The organism is Leucobacter sp. GX24907, assembly GCF_053567335.1.
Genome location: NZ_JBSGPD010000004.1, coordinates 150,647 through 174,961 on the forward strand (window position 1 = coordinate 150,647; position 24,315 = coordinate 174,961).

At 66.3% G+C, this 24,315-nt stretch carries 24 protein-coding genes; 16 read left to right on the plus strand and 8 right to left on the minus strand.

The features are described from left to right. Positions 1-58 precede the first annotated feature (58 nt). From ACUYV6_RS07610 to ACUYV6_RS07625, 4 genes are read left to right on the plus strand one after another with little or no spacing between them, the layout of a single operon-like run. Positions 59-1,051, plus strand: coding sequence for a siderophore ABC transporter substrate-binding protein (locus tag ACUYV6_RS07610; RefSeq protein WP_449278058.1), 993 nt, complete (start codon positions 59-61; stop codon positions 1,049-1,051). Then, positions 1,048-2,028: an ABC transporter permease gene (locus ACUYV6_RS07615; RefSeq protein ID WP_449278059.1), complete on the plus strand. Its 981-nt coding sequence runs from the start codon at positions 1,048-1,050 to the stop codon at positions 2,026-2,028. The genes ACUYV6_RS07610 and ACUYV6_RS07615 overlap by 4 nt, the downstream gene beginning before the upstream one ends. Next, positions 2,025-3,053: an iron chelate uptake ABC transporter family permease subunit gene (locus tag ACUYV6_RS07620; RefSeq protein ID WP_449278060.1), complete on the plus strand. Its 1,029-nt coding sequence runs from the start codon at positions 2,025-2,027 to the stop codon at positions 3,051-3,053. The genes ACUYV6_RS07615 and ACUYV6_RS07620 overlap by 4 nt, the downstream gene beginning before the upstream one ends. Then, positions 3,050-3,868 (plus strand): iron ABC transporter ATP-binding protein, encoded by an 819-nt coding sequence (locus tag ACUYV6_RS07625; protein ID WP_449278061.1) that lies wholly within the window; start codon positions 3,050-3,052, stop codon positions 3,866-3,868. Before ACUYV6_RS07620 ends, ACUYV6_RS07625 begins: the two co-directional genes overlap by 4 nt. On the opposite strand, the gene ACUYV6_RS07630 is transcribed toward ACUYV6_RS07625, so the two are convergent. After that, positions 3,856-5,154 (minus strand): glutamyl-tRNA reductase, encoded by a 1,299-nt coding sequence (locus tag ACUYV6_RS07630; protein WP_449278062.1) that lies wholly within the window; start codon positions 5,152-5,154, stop codon positions 3,856-3,858. The genes ACUYV6_RS07625 and ACUYV6_RS07630 overlap by 13 nt on opposite strands. Before the next feature lie 126 nt (positions 5,155-5,280). Between ACUYV6_RS07630 and hemE the strand changes: the two genes are divergently transcribed. Genes hemE through hemL form a run of 6 tightly spaced genes read left to right on the plus strand, consistent with a single transcriptional unit; the run spans position 5,281 to position 12,241 of the window. Next, on the plus strand, positions 5,281-6,444 hold the full coding sequence (hemE, locus tag ACUYV6_RS07635; protein WP_449278063.1) for a uroporphyrinogen decarboxylase: 1,164 nt from the start codon (positions 5,281-5,283) through the stop codon (positions 6,442-6,444). After that, the gene (gene hemG / locus ACUYV6_RS07640; RefSeq protein ID WP_449278064.1) at positions 6,434-8,008 is read left to right on the plus strand and encodes a protoporphyrinogen oxidase; all 1,575 of its coding nucleotides are present in this window, start codon (positions 6,434-6,436) and stop codon (positions 8,006-8,008) included. The genes hemE and hemG overlap by 11 nt, the downstream gene beginning before the upstream one ends. After that, on the plus strand, positions 8,005-9,039 hold the full coding sequence (gene hemC / locus ACUYV6_RS07645) for a hydroxymethylbilane synthase (protein WP_449278065.1): 1,035 nt from the start codon (positions 8,005-8,007) through the stop codon (positions 9,037-9,039). The genes hemG and hemC overlap by 4 nt, the downstream gene beginning before the upstream one ends. A gap of 3 nt (positions 9,040-9,042) precedes the next feature. Next, complete coding sequence (locus tag ACUYV6_RS07650; RefSeq protein ID WP_449278066.1) at positions 9,043-9,939, plus strand: uroporphyrinogen-III synthase; 897 nt, start codon at positions 9,043-9,045, stop codon at positions 9,937-9,939. Continuing rightward, entirely contained in the window at positions 9,936-10,928 is a 993-nt protein-coding gene (gene hemB, locus ACUYV6_RS07655) for a porphobilinogen synthase (protein ID WP_449278067.1), read from the plus strand. Before ACUYV6_RS07650 ends, hemB begins: the two co-directional genes overlap by 4 nt. Then, positions 10,925-12,241, plus strand: a complete 1,317-nt coding sequence (gene hemL, locus ACUYV6_RS07660) for a glutamate-1-semialdehyde 2,1-aminomutase (RefSeq protein ID WP_449278068.1) — start codon at positions 10,925-10,927, stop codon at positions 12,239-12,241. The genes hemB and hemL overlap by 4 nt, the downstream gene beginning before the upstream one ends. 142 nt (positions 12,242-12,383) lie before the next feature. Here hemL and purQ read toward each other — a convergent pair whose 3' ends face one another. The 3 genes from purQ to ACUYV6_RS07675 all read right to left on the minus strand — a co-directional run bounded on the left by purQ (position 12,384) and on the right by ACUYV6_RS07675 (position 14,370). Continuing rightward, the gene (gene purQ, locus ACUYV6_RS07665) at positions 12,384-13,085 is read right to left on the minus strand and encodes a phosphoribosylformylglycinamidine synthase subunit PurQ (protein ID WP_449278069.1); all 702 of its coding nucleotides are present in this window, start codon (positions 13,083-13,085) and stop codon (positions 12,384-12,386) included. Further along, positions 13,085-13,384, minus strand: a complete 300-nt coding sequence (gene purS / locus ACUYV6_RS07670) for a phosphoribosylformylglycinamidine synthase subunit PurS (protein ID WP_449278070.1) — start codon at positions 13,382-13,384, stop codon at positions 13,085-13,087. The genes purQ and purS overlap by 1 nt, the downstream gene beginning before the upstream one ends. An 83-nt stretch (positions 13,385-13,467) precedes the next feature. Next, complete coding sequence (locus tag ACUYV6_RS07675) at positions 13,468-14,370, minus strand: phosphoribosylaminoimidazolesuccinocarboxamide synthase (protein WP_449278071.1); 903 nt, start codon at positions 14,368-14,370, stop codon at positions 13,468-13,470. 78 nt (positions 14,371-14,448) lie between these two features. Here ACUYV6_RS07675 and ACUYV6_RS07680 point away from each other — a divergent pair, with 78 nt between their 5' ends. Continuing rightward, positions 14,449-16,113, plus strand: coding sequence for an SRPBCC domain-containing protein (locus ACUYV6_RS07680; protein ID WP_449278072.1), 1,665 nt, complete (start codon positions 14,449-14,451; stop codon positions 16,111-16,113). A gap of 174 nt (positions 16,114-16,287) precedes the next feature. On the opposite strand, the gene purD is transcribed toward ACUYV6_RS07680, so the two are convergent. Beyond that, positions 16,288-17,553, minus strand: a complete 1,266-nt coding sequence (gene purD, locus ACUYV6_RS07685) for a phosphoribosylamine--glycine ligase (RefSeq protein WP_449278073.1) — start codon at positions 17,551-17,553, stop codon at positions 16,288-16,290. Between the two features lie 149 nt (positions 17,554-17,702). On the opposite strand from purD, the gene ACUYV6_RS07690 reads away from it, so the two are divergent. The 3 genes from ACUYV6_RS07690 (at position 17,703) to tatA (ending at position 18,979) form a co-directional block, all read left to right on the plus strand. Then, entirely contained in the window at positions 17,703-18,065 is a 363-nt protein-coding gene (locus tag ACUYV6_RS07690; RefSeq protein WP_449278074.1) for a sterol carrier family protein, read from the plus strand. A 68-nt stretch (positions 18,066-18,133) separates the two neighbouring features. After that, the gene (locus ACUYV6_RS07695; RefSeq protein WP_449278075.1) at positions 18,134-18,556 is read left to right on the plus strand and encodes a hypothetical protein; all 423 of its coding nucleotides are present in this window, start codon (positions 18,134-18,136) and stop codon (positions 18,554-18,556) included. Positions 18,557-18,589: 33 nt separating this feature from the next. After that, a complete protein-coding gene (gene tatA / locus ACUYV6_RS07700; RefSeq protein ID WP_449278076.1) occupies positions 18,590-18,979 on the plus strand; it encodes a twin-arginine translocase TatA/TatE family subunit in 390 nt (129 codons plus the stop codon). A 144-nt stretch (positions 18,980-19,123) separates the two neighbouring features. Here the strand turns inward: tatA and purF are convergent, their stop codons facing one another. Beyond that, entirely contained in the window at positions 19,124-20,584 is a 1,461-nt protein-coding gene (purF, locus tag ACUYV6_RS07705) for an amidophosphoribosyltransferase (RefSeq protein ID WP_449278077.1), read from the minus strand. Between the two features lie 132 nt (positions 20,585-20,716). Between purF and purM the strand changes: the two genes are divergently transcribed. Beyond that, complete coding sequence (gene purM / locus ACUYV6_RS07710; protein WP_449278078.1) at positions 20,717-21,826, plus strand: phosphoribosylformylglycinamidine cyclo-ligase; 1,110 nt, start codon at positions 20,717-20,719, stop codon at positions 21,824-21,826. A gap of 84 nt (positions 21,827-21,910) precedes the next feature. Here purM and ACUYV6_RS07715 read toward each other — a convergent pair whose 3' ends face one another. Next, the gene (locus tag ACUYV6_RS07715; RefSeq protein ID WP_449278079.1) at positions 21,911-22,102 is read right to left on the minus strand and encodes a DUF3073 domain-containing protein; all 192 of its coding nucleotides are present in this window, start codon (positions 22,100-22,102) and stop codon (positions 21,911-21,913) included. Between the two features lie 127 nt (positions 22,103-22,229). On the opposite strand from ACUYV6_RS07715, the gene ACUYV6_RS07720 reads away from it, so the two are divergent. Next, a complete protein-coding gene (locus tag ACUYV6_RS07720; RefSeq protein WP_449278080.1) occupies positions 22,230-22,865 on the plus strand; it encodes a hypothetical protein in 636 nt (211 codons plus the stop codon). A gap of 50 nt (positions 22,866-22,915) precedes the next feature. Here ACUYV6_RS07720 and ACUYV6_RS07725 read toward each other — a convergent pair whose 3' ends face one another. Continuing rightward, positions 22,916-24,262 carry a DUF445 domain-containing protein gene (locus tag ACUYV6_RS07725; RefSeq protein WP_449278081.1) on the minus strand — a complete coding sequence of 449 codons (1,347 nt, stop codon included), beginning with the start codon at positions 24,260-24,262 and terminating at the stop codon, positions 22,916-22,918. Positions 24,263-24,315 lie beyond the last annotated feature (53 nt).

Sequence of the window (24,315 nt, forward strand, 5' to 3'; positions counted from 1 at the left end):
TGCCCAGTGAGCATCGGCGTTTCTGCTGTCACTTGACGGACGAGAGATGAGGACACCTGTGACCCGACGAACCATCCGCCGATTCGCTATTCGCGCCGCGCTGCTCGGCACCGCGCTCGCGCTGAGCGGTTGCGCATCGAACACGAACGCTGCGCAGGAAAGCGACGCCGAGACCGTCACGATCACCGATAACCACGGCGAGATCGAGGTTCCGGTCAACCCCGACACCGTCGTCGCGCTCGATAACACGAGCTTCGACACGCTCACGGAGTGGGACGTCGAGCTGGCGGCAGTGCCGAAGGAAGTGATGGGATCGGTCTGGCCGGGCTACACCGACGATGACGAGGTCGGCAATGTCGGCAACCACCGGGAACCCGACCTCGAGGCGATTGTGGCGGAGCAGCCCGACCTCATCATCGCCGGGTACCGCTTCGCCGACTACTACGATCAGATCAAGGAGCAGAACCCGCAGGCCGCGGTGATCGAGATCGCTCCGCGCGAGGGCGAAGACGAGTCCTCCGAGCTCAAGCGCCAGACCGAGATACTCGGCCAGATCTTCGATCATGAGGACGAGGCTGCCGAGCTGAACGACGGTCTCGATTCCGCGATTGCAGACGCGAAGGAGGCGTACAACGGCTCGGACACCGTGATGGCGGTCAACACCTCGGCAGGTCAGATCGGCTATCTCGCACCTGAGGTCGGTCGCAGCCTCGGCCCCGTCTTCCCCGCGCTCGGCTGGGAGCCGAGCCTCGTCGTCGAAGGGGCGACCGACGATCATCAGGGCGATGACATCAACGTCGAGGCGATCGCCGATTCGAATCCCGACTGGATCGTGGCGCTCGATCGTGACGCCGCCTTTGCGCCGGAGGAGCGCGAAGAAGGCTCGGTTCCCGCGGATGAACTCATTCGCGACTCGGAGGCACTGCAGAACGTCCCCGCGGTCGAGAAGAATCAGATCGTCGTGCTGGATCCGAACTTCTACCTGACCGAGGGCATTCAGGCGTACACCGCGCTGTTCGACCAGCTCGAGGAGGCGTTCTCCGCAGCATGAGCCGCGAAACGCTCGCGCTCGCGCCGAGGAGGAGCCGGTACTGGCCGCTCCTCGGCGCGACGCTTGTCGTGCTCGCCCTGCTCGCGGGGTCGCTCGCGGTGGGCGTGTACGACATCGTCGGCGACGACTTCGGTTCCGAGATGTTCTGGATCACGAGGGTCCCGCGCACGATCGCTCTCGTGCTGGCCGGCGCTGCGCTCGCGACGAGCGGGCTCGTCATGCAAATGCTGACGCAGAACCGCTTCGTCGATGCGACCACCTCGGGAACCACCGAGTGGGCCGCTCTCGGACTCTTGCTCAGCGTGCTGCTGATGCCGGGTCTCGGGCTCATCGGGCGCATGGTGATCGCGAGCTGCTTCGCATTCGTCGGTGCGATGCTGTTCATGCTGATTCTGCGACGTATCGTGATCCGCACCACCCTTGTCGTGCCGCTCATCGGCATCATGCTCGGCGCGATCGTGAGCTCGTTGACCACCTTCCTCGCTGCCCAGTTCAACCTGTTGCAGATGCTCGGCACCTGGTTCATGGGAAGCTTCACCTCGGTCGTGCGGGGTCGGTACGAAGTACTCTGGATCGTCGCCGTCGTCACGCTTCTCGTCTTTCTGATGGCGGATCGCATCACGGTGGCCGGCCTCGGCAAAGATGTGGCCACGAGTGTCGGCATGCGCTACGAGGCGATCCTCATCGGGGGTACCGCGCTCGTGGCGATCGCCGCTGGAGTCACGACCGTTGTCGTCGGGTTTCTGCCGCTTCTCGGATTGGTGGTGCCGAACATCGTCTCGATGATCAGAGGCGATGATGTGCGCAGCAATCTTCCCTGGGTCTGTCTCGGAGGCATCGCGCTCGTTGCGGCGTGCGATCTCGTGGGGCGCACGATCATCATGCCGTTCGAGATCCCGGTCTCCATGGTGCTCGGGCTCGTCGGCGCAGTGATCTTCATCATGCTCCTGCTGCGGCAGAGGAGGACTCTCGGATGAGCGGAATTGCCGTACTGCCCGGCACTGGAACCCCGCCTGAACGTGCTCCTCAGCAGAGAATCTCCCGGAACAGCGCGCTGCCGATCATCCTGGTCCTCGCGGTCGCAGCCGCTCTGGCCGTTGCCATCCTCGTGTACGAGAACCCCGCCCCGTTCGGCAGCGCCGGATTCTGGATCATCGCGCAGACGAGACTCGCCTCCCTCGGCACAATCGCATTCGTCGCAGTGAGTCAGGCGCTCGCGACCGTGCTGTTCCACACCGCGACTTCGAACCGGATCCTCACGCCCTCGATCCTCGGATTCGACGCACTCTATGTGCTCATCCAGACCTCACTCGTGTTCGTCTTCGGCACAGCCGCCGCGAGTATGGAGGGCATCCCGAAGATCATCGCCCAGAGCACGATCATGATCGTGTTCGCAAGCCTGCTCTACGGGTGGCTGTTCTCGGGAAAGCGTGCGAACCTGCACTTGCTGCTGCTCGTGGGGGTCGTGCTCGGTATCGGTTTCGGTTCGGTCTCCACCTTCATGCAGCGCATGCTCACCCCCAGCGAGTTCGACGTGCTCAGTGCACGCCTGTTCGGGAGCATAGGCAAGGGCAACCCCGACTACCTGCCGATCGCGGCAGCGATCGTACTGGCGATTCTCGTGTTCGTCTGGCGCCGCCGGCGCACCTATGACGTGCTTGCGCTCGGCCGCGACGTCGCAGTGAGCTTGGGGGTTCACTACCGGCGCGAAGTCGTCATCGTGCTCGTGCTGGTTTCGGTGCTCGTCTCGGTGTCGGCGACGATGGTGGGGCCCATGACGTTCTACGGATTTCTCGTCGCGACGCTCGCCTACCAGTTCTCCCGTCGAGAGACCCACGCTGAGATCGTGCCGCTCGCGATCGGCATCGGCCTCGTCACGCTGTTGGGTGCGACCTTCGTGCTCCGGCATCTGTTCGCGGCGGCCGGTCTGGTGACGGTGATCATCGAGTTCGCCGGAGGCCTCCTCTTCCTGATCGTCCTGTTGAGAAAGGGGATGCGTTGACCCACGAGCCCACCATCGAACTCGCTCCAGACAGTGTCCCTGCTCCTCAAGGGGGCATCGACGTCAGCGGAGTCGAGAAATCGTACGCCGGGCACCGAGTGCTCGGGCCGGTTGATCTCACGCTCGAGCGCGGCGGTGTCACGGCGCTGATCGGCCCGAACGGAGCGGGCAAGTCGACCCTGCTCACGATCATCGGGCGGCTGCTCGACCCCGATAGCGGTCGAGTCACGGTTGGCGGGCTCGACGTGCGCTCAGCACGGTCGAAAGAGCTCGCACGGGTCGTGTCGATCCTGAAACAGGAGAATCATGTCATGGCGCGAGTGACCGTGCGCCAACTGGTCTCGTTCGGGCGCTTTCCGCACTCCGCCGGACGACTGACGGAGACGGACGAGCACGCGATTCGCGCTGCGATCGCGTTCCTGGATCTTGCGGGGTTCGAGGATCGCTTCATCGATGAACTGTCGGGCGGTCAGCGGCAGCGGGCGTTCGTCGCGATGGTGCTCGCGCAAGACACGGATTTTGTGCTGCTCGACGAGCCCCTCACCGGGCTCGATATGCGCCATGCCGTCGGCATGATGCGGCAGGTGCGCGCTGCTGCCGACGCGCTGGGCAAGACGGTCGTCCTGGTGATCCACGACATGAACTTCGCCGCTGCATACGCCGACCGGATCGTTGCGCTCGCGGACGGAGAGATCGTCGCCTCCGGCACTCCCGATGAGATCATCACGCCAGCGGTGCTCGAGCGCGTCTTCGAAACCCCGGTGCAGGTGGTTCAGCACGAGGGACGCCGCGTCGCGATCTACTATCGACCCTGAGCCTCTTCTTTGGCGTCGCCGAAGAGCGCAGACACCGCCGCGATCCCGTCGTCCGCGCGACCTGCGCGGCCGAGCTCGCGCAGTCGCATGGTGGGGCGGTGCAGCAGCCGCCCGGTGAGGTGACGCAGTGCCGCTTCGACTTCCGCGGCAGACTCCTCGGAGGTCGCTCGACTGCGCAGTCGCGCGATTTCGTCGTCGAGCACACCGTTCACGAATGAGCGCAGCCCCCGCAGCGCGGGAATCGCCTCGCGTTCGGCTCGTTCGGCGGCGAAATCAGATGCGGCCTTGCGCACGATGTCGCGGGCCTCGAGTTCGGCCCCGAGCTCGGGAATCGGCGCGTGCAGGGCGATGGTCTCGAGATCCAGAAGCTCGACGCCGGCCACGCTCGATACCTCGGGGGAGATGTTGCGCGGCAGCCCCATATCGATGAGTAGTCGCGACCTGAACGCCGGCCGCGGGGGCCGCTCCAGTTCTCCGAAGCGCGCGCAGAATGGGGGATTCGCCTCGGTCACGGTCTCGTCGAAGCGGTCTCGCGTCAAGAGGGGCTCGTTCATGCCGCTGCAGGCGACGACGAGGTCGCTGGTGCTCAGCTCGGCGTCGAGCGCATCGGACTTGACGGGGCGCAGATCATGGGAGGCGGCGAAGGTCTTCGCCCGTCCGCTCGGGGAGTAGACGCTGATGTGCTGCGCCCCCCGGGAACGGAGGGCCGCGAGACTGGCGCCGGCGTAGGCGCCGGTACCGATGAGCAGGATCCGAGCCGCAGCCCAGTCACCGACCCGGCTGTCGACCATGGCGAGTGCGAGCTGGACGAGCGACCGACCCTTGGTCTGGAGCCCGGTGCGATGCTTCACCTGCTTCGAGACGACGGAGGCCTGTTGGAATAGCCGTTCGAGCTCAGTGCTCGCGCGGCCGGAGGCACGAGCCGAGTCGATGGCGCGGCGCACCTGGCCGGCAATCTCCCCCTCGCCGATCGCTGCCGACTCGAGGCCGCTCGACACCGAGAAGAGGTGCTCGACGACGGCGTCTCCGCGGCGCATGGAGCACGCCTTCAGCAACTCGGCGAAGGGGAGTCCGGTGGCCTTGGCGACCCGGTGCAGCGCCTGCTCAGGGGCGAGGTCCGGTGCGTCGAGATACGCCTCGAATCGATTGCATGTCGCGAGTACTACGGCGCCGCGCGCGTAGTCGGCGTGCCCAAGGGTGTCAGTCACGGCGTCGGTACGTCGCTCGATTCGCTCGAGTAGATCGAGGTCGGCGGTCCGATGATCGACGGAGAGGCAGAGCAGCATGAGTTCTCGGTAGGGTTTCGGGTGAAGGATCAGGCGCCTCGCAGGGCCGTCGTGCGGATGCGGCCCGAGTCCGAAGCTGAATAGATCAGATTTATTACATCAGATCTATAAGCTAGCATCTCGAGGGTGATCAACCTCCCAGATTCGCACCCGCTCTCCTCCGGGAGAACCAGCCGTTCCCCGCTCGTGCGCTCGCTGCAGGGAGAGCGCACTGACACCGTGCCCGTGTGGTTCATGCGTCAGGCCGGGCGCTCGCTGCCGGAGTACCGTGAGCTGCGCGCCGGCACCGCCATGCTCGATGCCTGCCTTGACCCGAGCATGGCGAGCGAGATCACGCTGCAGCCGGTGCGTCGGCACGGCGTCGATGCCGCCGTGTTCTTCAGCGACATCGTCGTGCCGATGCTGCTCGCAGGCGTCGAGGTCGACATCGTGGCCGGGCGCGGCCCGGTCTTCGCGCAGCCCGTTCGCACGGCCGATGACGTCGCCCGATGCCGAGAGATGTACACGGTCGAGCGACTGCTCGAGAACATCGCGCCCGTGCAGGAGGCCGTGCGGCTCTCCGCGCACGCACCCGGTACCGAGGGCTCGGACTCCGGGGAGCCCACGAGCACGCCGGTGATCGGATTCGCAGGAGCCCCGTTCACGCTGGCCGCGTATCTGGTCGAAGGGGGACCTTCACGGGATCACTTGCGTGCGCGATCCCTCATGCACTCCGACCCTGACACCTGGAGGTCGCTGCTGGAGTGGGCCGCCGATCTCAGCGGTGCGTTCCTCGCCGCGCAGGTCGAGGCCGGGGCAAGCGCGGTGCAGCTCTTCGACTCCTGGGCAGGGTCGCTCAGCGCCGTGGACTACCGTGCGCATGTTGCTCCGGCTTCTCGCCGAGCGCTCTCGGCTATCGAAACGTTCCGTTATGCGGAGGAGACTGCCGAGGGCGACACGGTGTCTCGCTCGGTGCCGATCGTGCACTTCGCGGTCGGCTCCGGGCACCTGCTCGAGGAGCTCGCCGAGGTCGTTGCCGGGCTCGGCGGCGGCAGGGGGGCGATCGGCGTCGACTGGCGCACCCCGCTCGATGAGGCGAGCCGGAGGCTGCGCGATGCGGTGCCGCTGCAGGGCAATCTGGATCCGGCCTACCTCGGTGCTCCCGAGCATGTGCTCGAAGCTCATCTCGACGATGTGCTCGAACGCGGCCGTCGCGCACCCGGGCACGTACTCAACCTCGGCCACGGTGTACCCCCTGAGACCGACCCGACGGTGCTGACACGCATCGTGGAATTGGCGCATGCCCGCTGATCGTTCTCGTGCCTCGGCGCCCCGATCCGGAACTGGCCGCGTCGTGGTCGTCGGAGGGGGCATCTCAGGTCTGGCCGCCGCTCGTGAACTCGTCGGTGCGGGGGCCGATGTGGTCGTGCTCGAAGCCGAGACCGAGCTCGGCGGGCGCATCCGCGGCGACCGCGTCGGCGGGCTCGCATTCGACATGGGAGCGGAGGCCTTCGCGACGCGCGGCGGAGTGGTGGCCGACTACGCGGCAGGGCTCGGGCTCACCGCAGACATCGTGGAGCCGCGCCCGCTCGGATCGTGGGTGATCACGGATGGGCGCGCGCTTCCGCTGCCGAAGTCGGGCACGATCGGCATCCCTGCTCGCCCGCTCTCGAGGGAGTCTGCTCGGATGCTCGGAGTCACCGGCGCCCTGCGTGCTGCGATTGAGCCGCTGCTGCCGCGTCGTGTCGGTCGCGATGCCTCCAGCATTGCGGAGCTCGTGCGCGCCAGGCTCGGCCGGCGAGTGCTCGATCGCGCGGTTCGGCCCGTGGTACTCGGCGTTTATTCGACCGAGCCGGCATCGATGCCGCTCTCGGCGATGCCCCAGTTGCGAGACGCCTGGGCCAGGCATCGGTCGCTCATCGCGGCGGCCCGTACCCTGCGCAGGAACGACGCCTCGGCGGGCAGCGCGGTCGCCGGCTTGCGCAGCGGCATGAGCCGACTGGTCGAGGCACTGACCGACGAGCTGCGGCATTCCGGCGCCGAGATACGCGCCGGTGTTCGGGTCGATGGGTTGGAGCGAGTCGATGCGTTGAGTCAGGGCGATGCGTTGAGGGGAGGCGCTGGGGCGTGGCGGATCAGCTGCGCCTCTTCGGGACAGACGTCCGAAGCGGGTGCCGGAGCGCTGTTCGAAGCCGACGCCGTGATCTTGGCGGTCGACGAGACGACTGCATTGCGCCTCATCTCGCGCTCGCGCGGTGCGTCGGGCGAGACCGCTGCAGCGACACTGGTCGACGCCGCGTCGCAAGCCGGCGCGGAGGTCGAGGTGGTGGCGCTCGTCATCGATGATGCGCGCCTGGATGCAGCGCCCCGTGCCACCGGCGCGCTCGTGGCCCCGCCGACGAAACACGAGGGCCGTGCGTCTGCGCCCCGCATCGCGGCCAAAGCTCTGACCCACGTCACGGCGAAGTGGCCCGAACGAGGGCGGCAAGCCGGCCCGGGCAGGCACCTCCTGCGCCTCTCTTACGGGCGGGCGGGGGAGGCCCCGGCCACGACTCATCTCGACGACGACGCGGTGCAGGCTCTCGCACTGCGTGATGCTTCGGCGATCCTCGATATCGAGCTACGACCGGAGCACCTCGTCGCAGTGCGCCGCCGGCGCTGGCGAATGGGGGCGCCACCCAGCGCCGCTTCTGCGCGGCCTCGCACCGAATCGATGGGCGACGAACGGCTCGTGTGCGCGGGAGACTGGATCTCGGGCACGGGGCTCGCCTCCGTCATCCCGGGCGCCGTTGCCGCCGCACGTCAGGTGCTCTCCGCGATGGATGCCGCCGCCCCCGGAACACCAACGATCAGAACGGACACGGTCAGCACATGAATGCATCAGCCTCAGCTCCCCACGATTCCGGACGGGTCTTCCGGTCCGACTCCGCGCTCGCGGCCGCACCCGGCCTCATCAGGGTCGGCACTCGGGGCAGCGCGCTCGCCGTCGCGCAGACGACCGTGGTCGCTGAGCGCATCGCCGCCGCGACAGGCTGCGACGTCGGCCTCGTGATCATCAAAACCGAGGGCGACGTGTCTCGCGCGCCACTCGCGCAGCTCGGCGGTACCGGAGTCTTCGTCAGCGCATTGCGTGATGCACTGCTAAACGGCCGCTGCGACGTCGCCGTCCACTCCTTGAAGGATCTCCCCACTGGAGCTTGCCCGGGAATCGTCATCGGCGCAGTCCCCGAGCGGGCCGACGCGCGTGATGTGCTCTGCGCCCGTGATGGACTCACTCTCGCTGAGCTGCCGGAGGGCGCCAAGGTGGGAACGGGATCACCGCGCCGTGCTGCTCAGCTGCTCTCGCGGCGTCCCGACCTCGATGTGCAGGGCCTGCGCGGCAATGTCGATACGCGCCTCGGCCGGGTCGGGGCTGACCTCGATGCCGTGGTCCTTGCAGCCGCGGGGCTCGATCGCCTCGGTCGTGACAGTGTCATCACCGAGCGTTTCTCGCTCGATGAGGTGCCGACCGCGCCGGGGCAGGGTGCTCTCGCCATCGAGGTGCGAACGGATGACGCGTCGACATCACCGATACGGGAAGCCCTGGTGGCAGTCGAGGATGCCGAATCTCGCGCCTGCGCTGTCGCGGAACGCGCCGTGCTTGCCGCGCTTGAAGCCGGCTGTGCGGCTCCCGTCGGCGCGCGTGCGCGGGTGGTTTCCGACACTGCAGGGGGTGAGGCGTCGCATCGTCTCGTTCTCACCGCTGCCGTCTACTCGCTCGATGGAACTGATCAGCTCGTGCTCTCGGATGAGGCGTCGTGGGGCGGGGCCGAAGCCGAAGCTCCTGCGGCGCTGGGGGAGCGGCTGGCACGAGAGCTCCTCGCCCAGGGCGCGGCGGCGCTCGCCCCGCTCGGGAACGCCAGGTGAGCGATGCCGGATAGTGACCTGACTGAGGGCCGCGGTCCGCTTGCCGGTCGCACGCTCGCAGTGGTCCGGGGCGGAGCCTGGGGTGCGCGTGTGGCCGAGCAGATTCGAGAGCGCGGCGGCGAGCCGGTGATCATTGAATTGCTGAGGATCGCCCCACCCCGCGATTCCCGGCCATTGGAAGATGCTGTCGCACACTGGAACGGCGGGCATTTCGATTGGCTCGTGATCACCAGCGCGAATGGTGCCGACGCCTTTGCCGATGCCGGTGGACGACACCGTGACGGATCACGCATTGCCGCGGTAGGCCCCGCTACTGCTGCAGCGCTTGAGCGGCGAGGACTGCAGCCCGACCTGGTGCCCGACACCCGCTATTCGGGCAGCGGCATCGTCGCGGCGATCCTCGACGCCGTTCCCAGAGCCGCATCATTCTTGCTGCCGGTCTCAGAGATAGCCTCCGAGACGGTGGAGCGTGAACTGCGAGAGTCGGGGCATCGCGTGCAGCGCGTCGACGCCTACCGCACCATCGACGTCGCACCCGACGCGGCGACGATGCGGCGAGTCACGACGATGCAGCGCGCAACGAGTGGCGGCATCGACGCGATCCTCGTCACCAGCGGTTCTGCGGCTCGAGCGATCACTCGGCATCTCACGAGCTTGCTCCCGGATCCGACAGCGTCGTCTGCGCCGATGCTCGCTGCGATCGGCGAGCCCACGGCATCTGCCCTGCAGGCGGCCGGATGGCAGGCCGACGTGATCGCAGAAACGCACACGATATCGGGCCTGCTCGACGCGGTCGCCGATGCAAGCACCGCAGAACGCGTGGATTCCGAACCGTCCTGGCCACCCACCGAACCGCCCCAGACCGATTCCCTCGACTGCGCAGAAGGAGCACCCTCATGACTCGCCAAATACCGGCACGCCAGATACCGGCACGCCCACGCAGGCTGCGGGCCACTCCCGCGATGCGGCGGCTCGTCGCCGAGACGCGCCTCGATCCCGCGCAGCTGATCCTGCCCGTCTTCGTGCGCGAAGGCATCGATGCACCGCGCCCGATCTCGTCCATGCCGGGTGTGCAGCAGCACACGCTCGACTCGGTACGCCGAGCCGCGGTCGAGGCCGCCGAGACCGGTGTGGGCGGGCTCATGCTCTTCGGCGTCCCGGCCAAACGCGACGCGCGAGGAAGCGGAGCCGATGACCCCGAGGGCATCCTCAACGTCGCCACTCGCGCCGTCGCTGCGGAGGTGGGCGACGCACTCGTCGTACAGACCGACCTCTGCCTCGATGAGTTCACCGACCACGGCCACTGCGGTGTGCTCGATGACGCGGGAGCGGTCGACAACGATGCGACCCTTGAGCGGTACAACTCGATGGCGATCGCGCAGGCCGAGGCGGGTTCCGCGCTGCTCGGGCTGTCCGGAATGATGGACGGTCAGGTCGCCTCGGTGCGCGCCGCGCTCGACGAGGCCGGGTACCAAGACACCGCGATCCTCGCGTATGCGGCGAAGTACGCTTCAGCGTTCTACGGACCCTTCCGTGAGGCCGTCGATTCGCAACTGTCCGGTGATCGTCGCAGCTACCAGCAGGATCCCGCGAACCGGCGTGAGGGGCTGCGTGAAGCCCGCCTCGATATCGAGGAAGGAGCCGACGTCGTCATGGTGAAGCCTGCGATGTCGTACCTGGATGTGCTCTCAGACGTCGCAGCCGAAAGCCCGGTGCCGGTCTGGGCGTACCAGGTGTCGGGTGAGGCGGCCATGATCGAGGCGGCCGCGGCCAACGGGTGGATCGACCGGCGTCGCGTCATCGAAGAAACCATCATCGGCATGCGCAGGGCGGGTGCCGACGCTGTACTGACCTACTACGCAACCGAGATTTCGAGGTGGATCCGATGAACATCACTCGCAGTGCAGAACTCGCCGAACGCGCATCGCAGGTCATTCCCGGTGGCGTGAACTCGCCGGTGCGCGGCTACGGCTCAGTCGGGGGCACTCCGCGGTTCCTCGTCTCCGGGCGCGGCCCGATCGTCACTGACGTCGACGGCAACGACTATGTCGACCTCGTGGCTTCGTGGGGGCCGGCGCTCCTCGGACACAGCCACCCCGCGGTGATCGAGGCTGTGCAGCAGGCGGTCTCGTGTGGACTCGGGTTCGGCACCTCAGCACCCCAAGAGGCTGAACTCGCAGAAGAGATCATCGCCCGTGTACCTGAGGTCGAACGGCTCCGACTCGTCTCCACGGGAACCGAGGCGACCATGACGGCGATTCGGCTCGCGCGCGGCGCGACCGGGCGCCCGCTGCTCATCAAATTCGCGGGTCACTATCACGGCCATTCCGACGGGTTGCTCGCCGAAGCCGGCTCGGGGCTCGCCACCCTCGCGATGCCTGGCTCAGCCGGCGTCACGGCTGAGACCGCGGGCCAGACTCTCGTGCTGCCCTACAACGACCTTCCCGCGCTCGAAGCCGCCTTCGCCGAGCACGGCGAGCGCATCGCCGGAGTCATCGCCGAGGCCGCCGCCTGCAACATGGGTGTGCTGCCTCCCGCGCCGGGCTTCACTCAGGCGATGATCGAGCTCGCGCATCGTCATGGTGCCCTCGTGATCCTCGACGAAGTGCTCACCGGGTTCCGGGCCGGGCCGTCTGGGTACTGGGGGGTCGAGCGGGACTCCGCGCCCGCAGAGCAGACGCCCGACCTCTTCACCTTCGGCAAGGTGGTCGGCGGTGGGCTCCCGCTCGCCGCACTCGGTGGTCGTCGCGAGATCATGGAACTGCTCGCACCGCTCGGCCCGGTCTACCAGGCCGGTACGTTGTCTGGGAACCCGGTCGCCGTCGCAGCCGGTCTGACCACCCTGCAGCACGCTGATGATGCAGCCTATGCCCGCCTAGCGACGGCCTCCGAGACGCTGTCCGCCACGGTCTCGTCGGCGCTCTCGGCGGCCGGGGTACCGCATCGAGTGCAGCGTGCGGGAACGCTCTTCAGCGTGCTCTTCGGCGACTTCCCCGTCGCTCCCACCGGCTACGCCGAGGTGCAGACCCAGCAGACCGATCGCTACCGCGCCTTCTTCCACGCCATGCTCGACGGTGGTGTCAACCTCCCCCCGAGCGCGTTCGAAGCGTGGTTCGTGACTGCAGCTCACGATGACGCGGCGCTCGAGCGCATTGCGACTGCGCTGCCCAAGGCTGCTCGAGCCGCAGCCGCCGCCGGATAGCCCAGGCCGCGGCGGCGTAACGGCGTAACGGAGTAACACAGGCCTGCGGCGGAGAGCACATCCTGCGGCGGGGCCGCGTAGAAAGCACGTGGGGGAGGATCGGCCGAGACCGATCCTCCCCCACGTGCTCAGCCGCCCGCGGCTATACGGCGGCGAGTGAGCGGATGGCGCTCGTGAAGAACTTCAGGCCGTCGACGCCGGAACGCATGGCCGCGGAGGTGTCGGGCCCGAATCCCGGCTCGACCGCGTGCTCGGGGTGCGGCATGAGGCCCACAACGTTGCCACGCTCGTTGCTGAGGCCGGCGATGTCGTTCAGTGATCCGTTCGGGTTCACGCCCGCGTACCGGAAGGCGATCAGGCCCTCGCCTTCGAGGCGCTGCAGCGTCTCGTCGTTCGCAATGTAGCCGCCGTCGCCGTTCTTGAGCGGGATGATGATCTGCTCGCCACGCTCGTACTCATTGGTCCAAGCGGTGTCGGCATTCTCGACGATCAGGCGCTGATCGCGGCGGATGAACTGCTGGTGCGCATTGCGGATCAGGCCGCCGGGCAGTAGGTGAGCCTCGACGAGCACCTGGAAGCCGTTGCAGATGCCGAGCACGGGCATGCCCTTGTTCGCAGCATCGACGACCTCGTTCATGATCGGTGAGATCGCCGCGATGGCACCCGGGCGCAGATAGTCGCCGTAGCTGAATCCGCCGGGAAGCACGATCGCGTCGACGCCCTGCAGATCATGGTCGGCGTGCCACAGCGCAACCGGCTCAGCACCCGCGAGTCGAATCGCGCGTTGCGCGTCGCGGTCATCGAGCGAACCGGGAAAAGTAATGACTCCGATGCGGAAGGCCATCAGCGGGCCCCACCGTCGCACTCGCAGGCACCGCCGCAGCATCCGTCGCTGTCGCCGTACACCGTGATGCCGACGACATCTTCGATCACCGAGTTCGAGAGCACATCGTCTGCGACCTGACGCGCCTCAGCGATCAGTTCTTCGGTGACCTCGCCGTCGAAATGCAGCTCGAAGCGCTTGCCGATGCGCACGTTCTCGAACTTGCCGTGGCCGAGACGGGCCAGCGCCCCCGTGGTCGCCTTGCCCTGCGGATCGAGCAGCTCGGCCTTGGGCATGACATCAACAACAATCGTGGGCACCCGGGGTCTCCTGTTCCTCAGTATGAAACTCCATCAATTCTCGCACACGGCGAGGGTCGATTGGGTCCCGGAGTACTGCGGCCCTACGCGCCGGTGAGGCGGGAGAGCAGCTCCTCGTAGCGGGCCCGCGTGCGGTCGACGATCTCCGCGGGCAGAACCGGTGGTTCGCCCTGCTGATCCCAGTTCGCGGAGAGCCAGTTGCGGACGATCTGCTTGTCGAACGATGCCACGCGATCCTTGCGTGCGAGCGTCTCGTCGGAATACACCGCAGCATCCCAGTAGCGGCTCGAATCGCTCGTGAGCACCTCATCGGCGAGTACGAGCTCACCGGTCAGGGGATCCTGCCCGAATTCGAACTTGGTATCGGCGAGGATCACCCCGCGCTCGGCGGCCAGAGCCCGGGCGGTGGTGAAGATCCGCAGAGAGGCGTCGCGCAAAGCGGCTGCCGTCTCTTCGCCGACGAGCTCGGCGCTGCGCTCGTAGCTGATGTTCTCATCGTGCTCGCCGAGCGGAGCCTTATACGCGGGCGTATAGATGGGCGTCTCGAGCAGATCCCCATCCTCGATGCCGGGCGGCAGCTCGATACCGCAGACTGCGCCGGTGCGCTGGTACTCGGCGAACCCAGAGCCGGTCAGTGCGCCGCGCACGACGCACTCCACGGGATGCATCTCGAGCCGGCGGGTCAGCATCGCCCGATCCGCGACCTCAGCAGGGACGCTCGGGGCATCAGCGTCGTCCACAAGATGGTTCGGCAAGTCGATCCGTTCGAACCACCAGTTCGACAGCCGGGTCAGCAGCGCACCCTTCCCGGGAATCGGAGGTTCGAGCACGTGATCGAAAGCGCTGACACGGTTGCTCGCGACCACCAGCAGGAAGCGGTCAGAGTCGCCCTCCGGGACGTAGAGGTCGCGCACCTTCCCCGAGTAGATGTGCTTCCAACCATCGAGTCGCAGAGGGGCCGCGGGGGGCGTCGCAGAGTTCGTCACCCCGTCATTCTCTCACTCCACGACCGAGCCCCGGTACCGGCTGGCGCGCTACACTGAGGCTCACGTCAGAGGAGAGTCATGACCCCACTCGGTCCCGTTGTGGCAAAAGTCACCGTTCCTGTGGCGAGGAGCTCGGCTTGGGCCCTCCTCGCCAGGCAGAGTCTGCGCGCAGACTGGTGGCCCGATCTTGAACTCGACGCCAGGGCCGGCGGTCTCGTGCGCGAGCACTGGGAAGACGGAGAAGGCGACGAGCGAGTCGTTCGCGATGCCAATGGCACCGTCGACATCGTGGTGCCGGAGCACGCCCTCGGATTCCGGTGGCAGGACTCTGATGAGTCTCGGCGCACGGCAGTACTCATCACGCTCGCCTCGCATGGTGGAAGCACCACGCTGACGGTGACTGAGACCGGATTCGACAGCCTGAACGATGCGGCTGCACGCGCGGCCGCGTCGCATGAAGGGTGGAGCGTGTTGTTCCGCGACCTCGCCGACACCGCCGAAGCGACGAGCGATGAGGAGATCGCTGCTCGTATTGCGGAGGAGGACGCGGAGTACGGCGCGGACGTGAACGCTGCTGAGGGTACTGCTGAGGCTGAGCTGGTGACTGAGGAAGCTGCTGAGCCTGAGGTGGTTACCGAGGAAGCTGCTGAGGCTGAGGTGTCAGTTGAGACTGCCGTTGTGACTGAGGGCGATGTTGCTGAGGGCGATGTTGCTGAGGCTGAGCCTGAGGGTTCTGTTGAAGCTGAGGAAGCTTCTGCGGTTGCCGATGTATCCGACGATGCGGATGCTGGGGCCGACGGCGCTGAGCTCAACGATGCGAATTCCGAGGCCACCGACGACGAAGACACTGAGAGAGAAGCGGCCGAGGATGCGGTGGTGCAAGACGTCGGCGTCGAATCCGGTGAGAGTGACGACGAGGAAGAGGCAGTCGACGGCCTGGACGATCTGGCGGAGGAAGCCGACGCTTCCGACCGTGAAGCTGACGACGCTCAAACTGACGGCACTGAGACTGATGGTGTCGAGGCTGACGATGCTGAACATGATCGCGCTGAACTCGACGGCGCTGCACTTGACGATGCTGATGCCGCCGAAGAGTCTGAAGACGCGGACCTCGCAGATGATTCTTCCGACCTCGCCACACGTCCGATGGGGGTCGTAGACCGAGAGCCGGATTCTGCGGTTGAGTCGGATGCAGCGCTTGAAGCAGACTCGGGTCTGGACTCCGACGCGGATTCTCGTGCGAGCGATGCGGAAGCCACCGGTGAGGCAAGCACTGGTGAGGCACGCACTGGTGAGGCACGCACTGGCGAGGTAGGCACTGGTGCGGCAGGTGCCCAAGAGGCCCTCGATATCTCCGAGTTCCTTGACCTTGAGGCTCAGTATCATCGGGGTGCCACATCTGCAGACGTGGATGTTGAGGCCGACGCCCAGCAAGACGCGGATGCAGATCACGACGCGGACGCTGATTCAGGCAGTTCCGATGACGCAGATGTCGTTGAAAACGCCGGTATAAGCGACATCTTTGACAGCGGAAGCGGGGACTCCGCGGATAGTGCGGAAGACGAGGCTCACACCGGTGGGCTGTCTGCGCTCGATACGGCACCGATCGGACTGAGCGAGCCCGAGGACGAGAGCGAAGCATCTCTCGACGGCGCCGACGAGGTGCCTTCTGACTCCGACCAGCGTGAGCGTGGAGTATCGACGGGGGATCCCGACTTCGACGACCTGCTCCGCGGCCTATAGCTGAGGCCACCACCCGGAACGTCGCTGCGCTCCGTTCCGCTTGGGCTGCCGTCGTGTACGGCAGCGTGGCCGAACTCAGACGCTTCGCGTCTTCGCTAGGCCACCGCCCCGCGCGTCGCTCCGTGGGCAGCCACTGTAGTGGCTGCGTGGCTGAGTGAAAACGCTAGCGCGTTCTCACTCAGCCACGCGAGCCGCAATATCGGAGCGGCGCTGCGCACCTTCGAGGCTAATCTTGTCGGCAGCCTCATACGCGCGGGTGCGGGCCTCCGCGAAGTCGGTGCCCCTCGCTACAACGCCGAGCACGCGACCACCGGTCGCGATCCATCCACCCGCATCATCGCGTCGGGTCGCCGCGTGCACCACGTGCACCCCGGGAACCGCCGAGGCTTCGTCGAGGCCGGTGATCTCGCGACCGGTTACGACGGTCCCGGGATACCCCTCGCTCGCAATCACGACGATCACGGCGACGTCATCCGAGAACTCCGGAGCCGGTTGCGCCTGCAGCGTGCCCGACGCCGCTGCGAAAAGGTAACGGCTCAGAGGCGAGACCATTCGCGGCAGTACGACCTGTGTCTCGGGGTCACCGAAGCGGGCGTTGAACTCGATCACGCGCACCCCCTTCGGGGTGACGATGAGCCCGCAGTAGAGCAGCCCGATGAACGGTGTGCCCTCGCGCTCCAGCTGTCGCACCGTCGGCAGGGCGACGGTGCGGGTGATCTCTTCGACGAATCCCTCGACACCGCCCGGCAGCCACGGCAGCGGCGAGTACGCGCCCATGCCGCCGGTGTTCGAGCCCTCGTCGCCGTCGAAGATGCGCTTGTAATCCTGCGCGGGGCTCAGCGCGACCACGTCGTGACCGTCGGCGAAGAAGAACAGCGAGACTTCCTGGCCCTCCAAGAACTCCTCGATGAGTACATCGCCGTGCGGGGCCCAGGTGGCGACGTGTTCGAGTGCGGCCGCGCGATCCTCCGTGACAAGCACGCCCTTGCCCGCAGCAAGTCCGTCGGCCTTCACGACATAGGGAGCGCCGAACTCGTCGAGCACCGGGCCGGCTTCTTCGACTGTGCCGACGCGGCTGGCACGACCCGTAGGCACCTCGGCCTCTGCCATGATCCGTTTCGCGAAGGCCTTCGATCCCTCGAGCTGGGCTGCGGCGCGGCTCGGGCCGAACACCGGGATGCCGCGCTCGCGCAGCGGATCGGCGACGCCTGCAACGAGCGGGGCCTCCGGCCCGATCACCACGAGATCGAAGCCGCGATCCTGCACAAAATTCGCTACCGTCGTCGGATCGGTGAACGCGAGATAGAGCGTCTCGACGCCATCGGCAGCGACACCGGCGTTGCCCGGGGCGCAGACGATCTGATGGTCGGCCTCTTCAGCGAGCAGAGCGCGGACGATGGCGTGTTCACGGGCACCGGGGCCAAGTACGAGGATCTTCACAGCCCCAGACTATCTGCTGACGTTCGCGAAGAGGGGCCTATCTGGCTCTCCCGCGACCTTTCCGAGAGAGCCCGGCGCGCGTCACCTCCGGGGACGGCAGATGGGCTCAGCAAGCGAGGTCAGCAGGCGGGTCTCAGTAGGCTGGGACCATGGCGAAACGCAGGATCACCGAAGACGCCGGCACCGCTGCGCTCTCGGCGGTGCACGGCGGGAGCGCGGCTCGCACTGATGTTGCGACGGCGGTGCGATTCCTGCTCGAAGAGTTGGCGGAGCTGGCTCCCGGGAACTCCGTAGAAGTGCGTGTGCCTCCATTCGGCGCGACGCAGTGCGTGTCGGGTCCGCGGCATACACGCGGCACACCTCCGAACGTCATCGAGATGGATCCGCAGACGTGGATCGCCCTCGCTACGGGGCAGCTCGACTGGTCGACCGCGCGAGCGGAAGCGAAAGTCATCGCATCGGGTGCACGCGCAGACCTCGACGGGTTGCTTCCGGTACGACGCATCCGCTGACGGGCGCTGCGCCTGACCGGGCTCCGTGCGCGACGAGTGCTCAGCACAGACCTGAGAGAATGGACCACATGAGCACGCCCGAGTCCGTCGCACCCGAGCCCGTCCCCGCGGAGGGAACTCCCCAGCCCGAGTTCGCCCCGGGAGCGACTCCTGCGACCTCCGAGTCCGAGCGTGCGTCATCAGCACAGCCTGACGACGCACAGCCTGAGGTCGTGCGAACAGAGGTGCAGGTCGAGTTGCGGCGAACGGTGCGCTGGGGGCGCCTGCTCGCCGTCGGTGCGATCATCGGCGTTGTCGTCGCAGCGCTGCTGAGCCTCTCCTTCCCGGTGATGGAAGATGCCGACTACACCCTTGCGCAGGTCACGGGCTTCATGGCGATCATCGGCGGTGCTCTGGGGCTCGCAGTAGGCGGCCTCCTCGCGATCGTGCTGAACCAAGTCGCGAAGCGTCGTCACGGTCGCGGGGTCGCGATTCAGACTGACGTGCGATAATTACCCCGACTTCAACGATCGGAGCGATTCTCCATGCTCGGAAATGCCTTTAGCGGATGGCACCTCATTGTCATCCTCTTCATCATCCTGCTGCTTTTCGGTGCGCCGAAGCTTCCCGGCCTCGCGAAGAGCCTGGGTCAGTCTGCGCGCATCCTGAAGAAGGAGGTGCGCAATGACAACGAGCAGGGCGCTGAGACGGATGAGGAGGCGCCGACCGCGGGCCCGAGTGGTGCCGCTGGTCCAGTGGTGCCGCCGACTTCGAGCGCCGCGACCACGAGCGCTGCGAGCCCGAGTGCCGAGACCGACCACGCCGCCGAGGCAGCGCGTGCTCGAGCAGAGGCCGAAGCAGCGAAGCGCGAACTCGAAGAGCTGAAGGCCCAGACCGAGCTGCGAGCGAAGCAGCAGGGCGACAGAAGCGAGTAACGCAGGCGAGTAGCTCATGCGGGTCGTTCGGTCGAGCTGCGACGCGGACCAGCTGAAGCATTGAGGGCCGCTTCCCGAGTGGGAAGCGGCCCTCAATCGTTTGCGGGGATCGTTCGCGCAGGCCTTGCGGTGGCTCGCTGAGATTCAGCTCTCCTGCGTCGACTCCACCCAGGCGAGGTAGTCCTCGTCGATGCTTCCGGCGATGTACTCTCCGGTGAAGCAGCTCTGCTCGAGTTCGGTGATCCGATCCTGACCGTCGAGAATGGCCCGGTTCATTCCTTCCACACTCAGGTAGATGAGATGATCCGCTTCGAGCGATTCCGCGATCTCGGCCGGGGTGCGGTCGTGAGCGATGAGCTCTGCGCGCGTCGGCATGTTGATGCCGTAGACGTGCGGGAAGACGACCGGCGGGGCGGCTGACGCGAAGATGACAGATTTTGCGCCTGCCGTACGCGCCATCTCGACGATCTCTTTCGACGTGGTACCGCGCACGATGGAGTCGTCGACGATGAGGATGTTCTTGTCCTTGAACTCGACGCTCATGGCATTGAGCTTCTGACGCACGCTCTTCTTGCGCACCGCCTGACCGGGCATGATGAACGTACGGCCGACGTAGCGGTTCTTGAAGAAGCCCTCGCGATACTCGATACCGAGCTTCTGCGCGACCTGCATGGCACTCGGGCGCGCGGAGTCGGGAATCGGCATGACGACGTCGATGTCGACACCCTGCAGCTGCTCGGCGATCTCCTCGGCCAGCACATCGCCGAGGCGAAGGCGCGCGTCGTACACCGAGATGCCGTCGAGCACGGAGTCGGGTCGAGCGAGGTAAATGTACTCGAATGCGCAGGGGGCGAGGCGCGGTTGCTGGGCGCACTGCCGGGACTCCATCGTGCCGTCGGGGGAGATGAGGATCGCCTCGCCCGGCTCGACATCTCGAACGATCTCGTATCCGCCCGATTCGAGAACGAGCGACTCGGACGCGACGACCCACTCGTCTTGCCCGTTCGCGCCATCGCGGCGACCGAGCACCAGCGGGCGAATGCCGAAGGGATCACGGAAGGCCAGAAGGCCGTAGCCGGCGATGAGGGCGATCGTTGCGTAGGATCCCTCGACCCGTTCATGTACGCGGCTGACTGCGCGGAAGACCTGATCCGCATCGAGTGAGAGCCCTGCAATGCCGGCCTGCAACTCGTTCGCGAGCACATTGAGCAGCAGTTCGGTATCGGAATGCGTATTCAGGTGACGGCGATCAACGTTGTAGAGGTCGGCCGTGAGCTCGCGCGTGTTCGTCAGATTGCCGTTATGCACGAGAATGATGCCGTACGGTGCGCCGACGTAGAAAGGCTGCGCCTCTTCTTCGCGAGCGGCGTCGCCCTTCGTGGCGTAGCGCACGTGGCCGAGGCCGACATTGCCCATGAGCTGGCGCATGTCGCGCGTGCGATAGGCCTCGCGCACCTGGCCCTTCTGCTTGACCATGTGGAAGAAGTCGCCCTCGAGCGTCGCGATGCCGGTCGAGTCTTGGCCACGGTGCTGCAGCAGGAGCAGACTGTCGTAGATCTGTTGGTTGACGGGTTCAGATGAGACGATGCCGACGATGCCGCACATGTTGCGTGTTCGCTCCCGAGAGGGTGTGGGGGTGCGCCAATCGACGCGTCCTCTAGTTTCCCACACCAGACGGTGCGATTGCTCACTGCCGGAACCGCTTCGGCCAGCCGTTCGGCAGGGTACGCTGGAGCAGTGAGCGAAAACTCCTCGATCTATGCCCAGTCCGGTGTCGATACCGCCGCCGGTGACCTCGCCGTCGAACTCATGAAGTCGGCCGTCTCGCGTACGCACGGACCGGAGGTGCTCGGCGGAGTCGGCGGCTTCGCCGGAATGTTCGATGCCTCCGCACTGACGAAGTACAAGCGGCCTCTACTGGCTTCGTCGACCGACGGCGTCGGGACCAAGGTCGCAATTGCGCAGGCGATCGACAAGCACGACACGATCGGTCAAGATCTCGTGGCAATGGTCGTCGACGACATCGTCGTAGTCGGCGCCGAACCGCTCTTCATGACCGATTACATCGCTTGCGGCAAGGTCGTGCCGCAGCGCATCGCCGATATCGTGCGTGGTATCGCCGAGGCCTGCGAAGCGACGGGCACCGCGCTCGTCGGCGGTGAAACTGCGGAGCACCCTGGCCTGCTCGGTCCCGATGACTACGATGTCGCGGGAGCCGCGACCGGCGTCGTCGAAGCCGACCGGATGCTGCAGCCCGCTCTCGTGCAAGACGGCGACGTCGTCATCGCAATGGCGGCTTCAGGCTTGCATTCCAACGGGTTCTCGCTCGTGCGGCACATCTTGTCAGAGCGCGGTATCGGCTATGAGCAGCATGCTGACGACCTCGGCGCGAGCTACGGTGAGGCCTTGCTCACACCGACGGCGCTCTACACGGGCCCGCTGCTGCGCGTACTCGGCACCCCCGCACTCGACGGGGCCATTCATTCGCTGAGTCATGTCACCGGCGGAGGTATCGCCGCGAACCTGGCTCGGGTGCTGCCGCAGGGCGCGTGGGTCGAAGTGGATCGGGCGTCGTGGTCACCTCTTCCCGTCTTCCACCATCTTGCCGCGTTGGGTGGGCATACGCTCGAGTCGCTCGAGGGTGCCTGGAACCTCGGCATCGGCATGTTCGCCGTGGTCGAGGAAGCGCGGGCGACGGAGGTCGCCGCCGCACTCACGGCCGAGGGTCTCGACGCGTGGGTCGCGGGTACCGTGTCGACGCAGTCGCGTGACTTCACCGGCTTCGAACAGGGCGCTAAGGGCGTCGACGGTGGAGCCGTGCGCCTCGTCGGCGAGTTCCGAAACTAGTCGCGCTCCCGCCACCGGGGGGCAACGTTGAGAGGGCGCCCTTCCTCGTCGGAAGTGGCGCCCTCTCAACTGGACTTTCGGAGATCAGGCCGACGCGTCGTCCTCATCCTCGTCGTCCTCGACGTTGTATTTGTCCGCATACTCTGCCCACGGATCCTCTGCGGCACGTTGTGCCGCGAGCTCGCGTTCGAGTTGGGATAGGTCGGTATTGGGGCTGTAGTACTTCAGCTCCCGAGCGACCTTGGTGTGCTTTGCTTTTTGACGGCCGCGCCCCATGCGTGACCCCCTTACACATTCGGGCCTCGCAGGAAATGGCCCGCGAGGCAAGACTTATTCAAGTAGACGTATAGGCCTTACCTTACCACGGTCAACTTGTGGATCAGGCGCTCGATACGATTGACGTGTGACCCGTTTCCGCTCCTCTCGTGTGCTGCTCTTCGTGCTGCTCGGAATCGCGGTGCTGGTGCTCGCATTGGCCGTGGTCGTGCTGCTGCCGATTCTCACGCACCAGAGCGCGGGTGACTCCGGGCAGGAACTGCCTGAGGGCTATGTGTCGGAGACATCGGCGAAGGGCGCGGATGGACGTGTTCGCTCGCTCGAGGTCATCCGAGCAGACGGAAGCGGCGACGACCTCTCCGATCTGCAAGCCGGCGAACGCATCGTCGTCCGAGGCGAAGGCTTTGATGCCGGCATCGGCATATACGTGGGTTTCTGCGCGATTCCTGCGGAACCGGGAGAGAAGCCGAGCCCCTGCCTGGGTGGGATTCCGGATCAGGACGGCGAAGCATCGGCGGAAGACGAAGAGCCGGGTGCGAGTGCCTGGGTGACGGATGACTGGGCATGGCGTGCCTTCGCGACCCAGCGCTACGACGATGCGGAGCGTGGTGCCTTCGAGGTGGTGCTCACCGTGCCCGAAGCATCCGAAGAAGGCATCGACTGCACCGAGCAACGGTGCGCAATCGCGACTCGCGCCGACCATACGGCCGGCTCAGACCGGGTGCAAGACCTGCTGCTGCCGCTGGCCTACGCGCGCGACTAGTCGGCAGAGGGTTCCGCGCAGTGCCCAGGGCACTGTCATGGGCGCGAGGTCTAAGAGACGAGCGGGGTGATGACGAGGGTCGCGATCGTGTAGATCGCGAGACCTGCGAGCGACCCGACGACGGTGCCGTTGATGCGGATGAACTGCAGGTCCTTGCCGACCTGCAACTCGATCTTCTCGGCTGCTTCCTGCGCATCCCACCGCTGAACGGTATCGGTGACGACCCCCGCGAGGTCGTGCCGGTAGGTCTGCACCAGATGTTCGACGACGGCCATCACCCAGACGTCGATCTTGTATTGCAGGGTCGAGTCGATGAGCAGGCGCGACCCGAAATCTTGTAGAGCCGAGACGATGCGGCAGCGCAGGTCGCTCGTCGGGTCCTCGAGCATCTCGACGAGCGCTGCCCGGGCTCGGGTCCAGATGCCGTCGGCGAGTTCACGGATCCTCGGACTATCGAATACGCCGAGTTTGAACGCCTCGAGTTGTTGCTGCAGCGCCTCCTGCTGCTGCAAGTCGCGCGCCAGATCAGCGAGGAAGCGCCCGAGTGCGAGACGTGCGGGATGCTCCCGGTCGATCGCGACGTTCTGGGCGAAACGGACCGCTTCGGCATGCAATCGGTCGTCAACGTAGCGGTCGACGATCGACGGCACCCACGACGGGAGCCGCGATGAGGCCACCGCATCGAACGCCTTCGGATGCTCGATGAGCCAACGCTCGAGCCGCTCCGCCGCAATGTCGACGAGAGGCTCTTGATGGCCCTCCGACACGAAGGACTCGACCGCACGTCCGAGTAATGGACCCCATTCCGGCTCGACGACATTACGACGCACCAGGCCCTCGACGAGTTCTTGCACGTCGCGGTCGTCCAGAACCGTGAGTATGCCCAGGGCGGCGCTCGAGATCAGTTCACCGGCGCGCCCCGCATGCTTTCGATCCGACAACCATTCGCCCGCCATGCGGGCGCCGCTGATCTCCGAGAGCTTGTCGTGCACGACGTCGTCGGCGAGGAAGTTCTCTTCGATGAAGCCACCGAGCCCCTCACCGATCTCGTCCTTCTTATTCGAGATGAGGTTGGTATGGGGGATGCGCAGGCCCAGCGGGTGACGGAAGAGGGCGGTCACGGCGAACCAGTCAGCGAGACCTCCCACCATTCCGCCCTCGCTCGCGGCTCGCACATAGCCCAGCCAGGGGAAGCGCTCCTGCAGTGCAAAAGAGACGATGAAGACGATCGCCATGACGACGAGGATCGCGAGGGCGATTGCCTGCATCCGACGCAACTGGGCGAGCCGCTCGAAATCAGCGGGCGTCGAGGCACCGAGAGCACGGTCTCGTCCGGTTCGCGGGCGGGACCGCGGGGAGGAAGACGGACGAGGCGACGGGGTCATCCCAAGTGGCATCTCACCATTATCGCGCGCACGGGACCACGCGCGTAACCGCACCGTACTTGGGA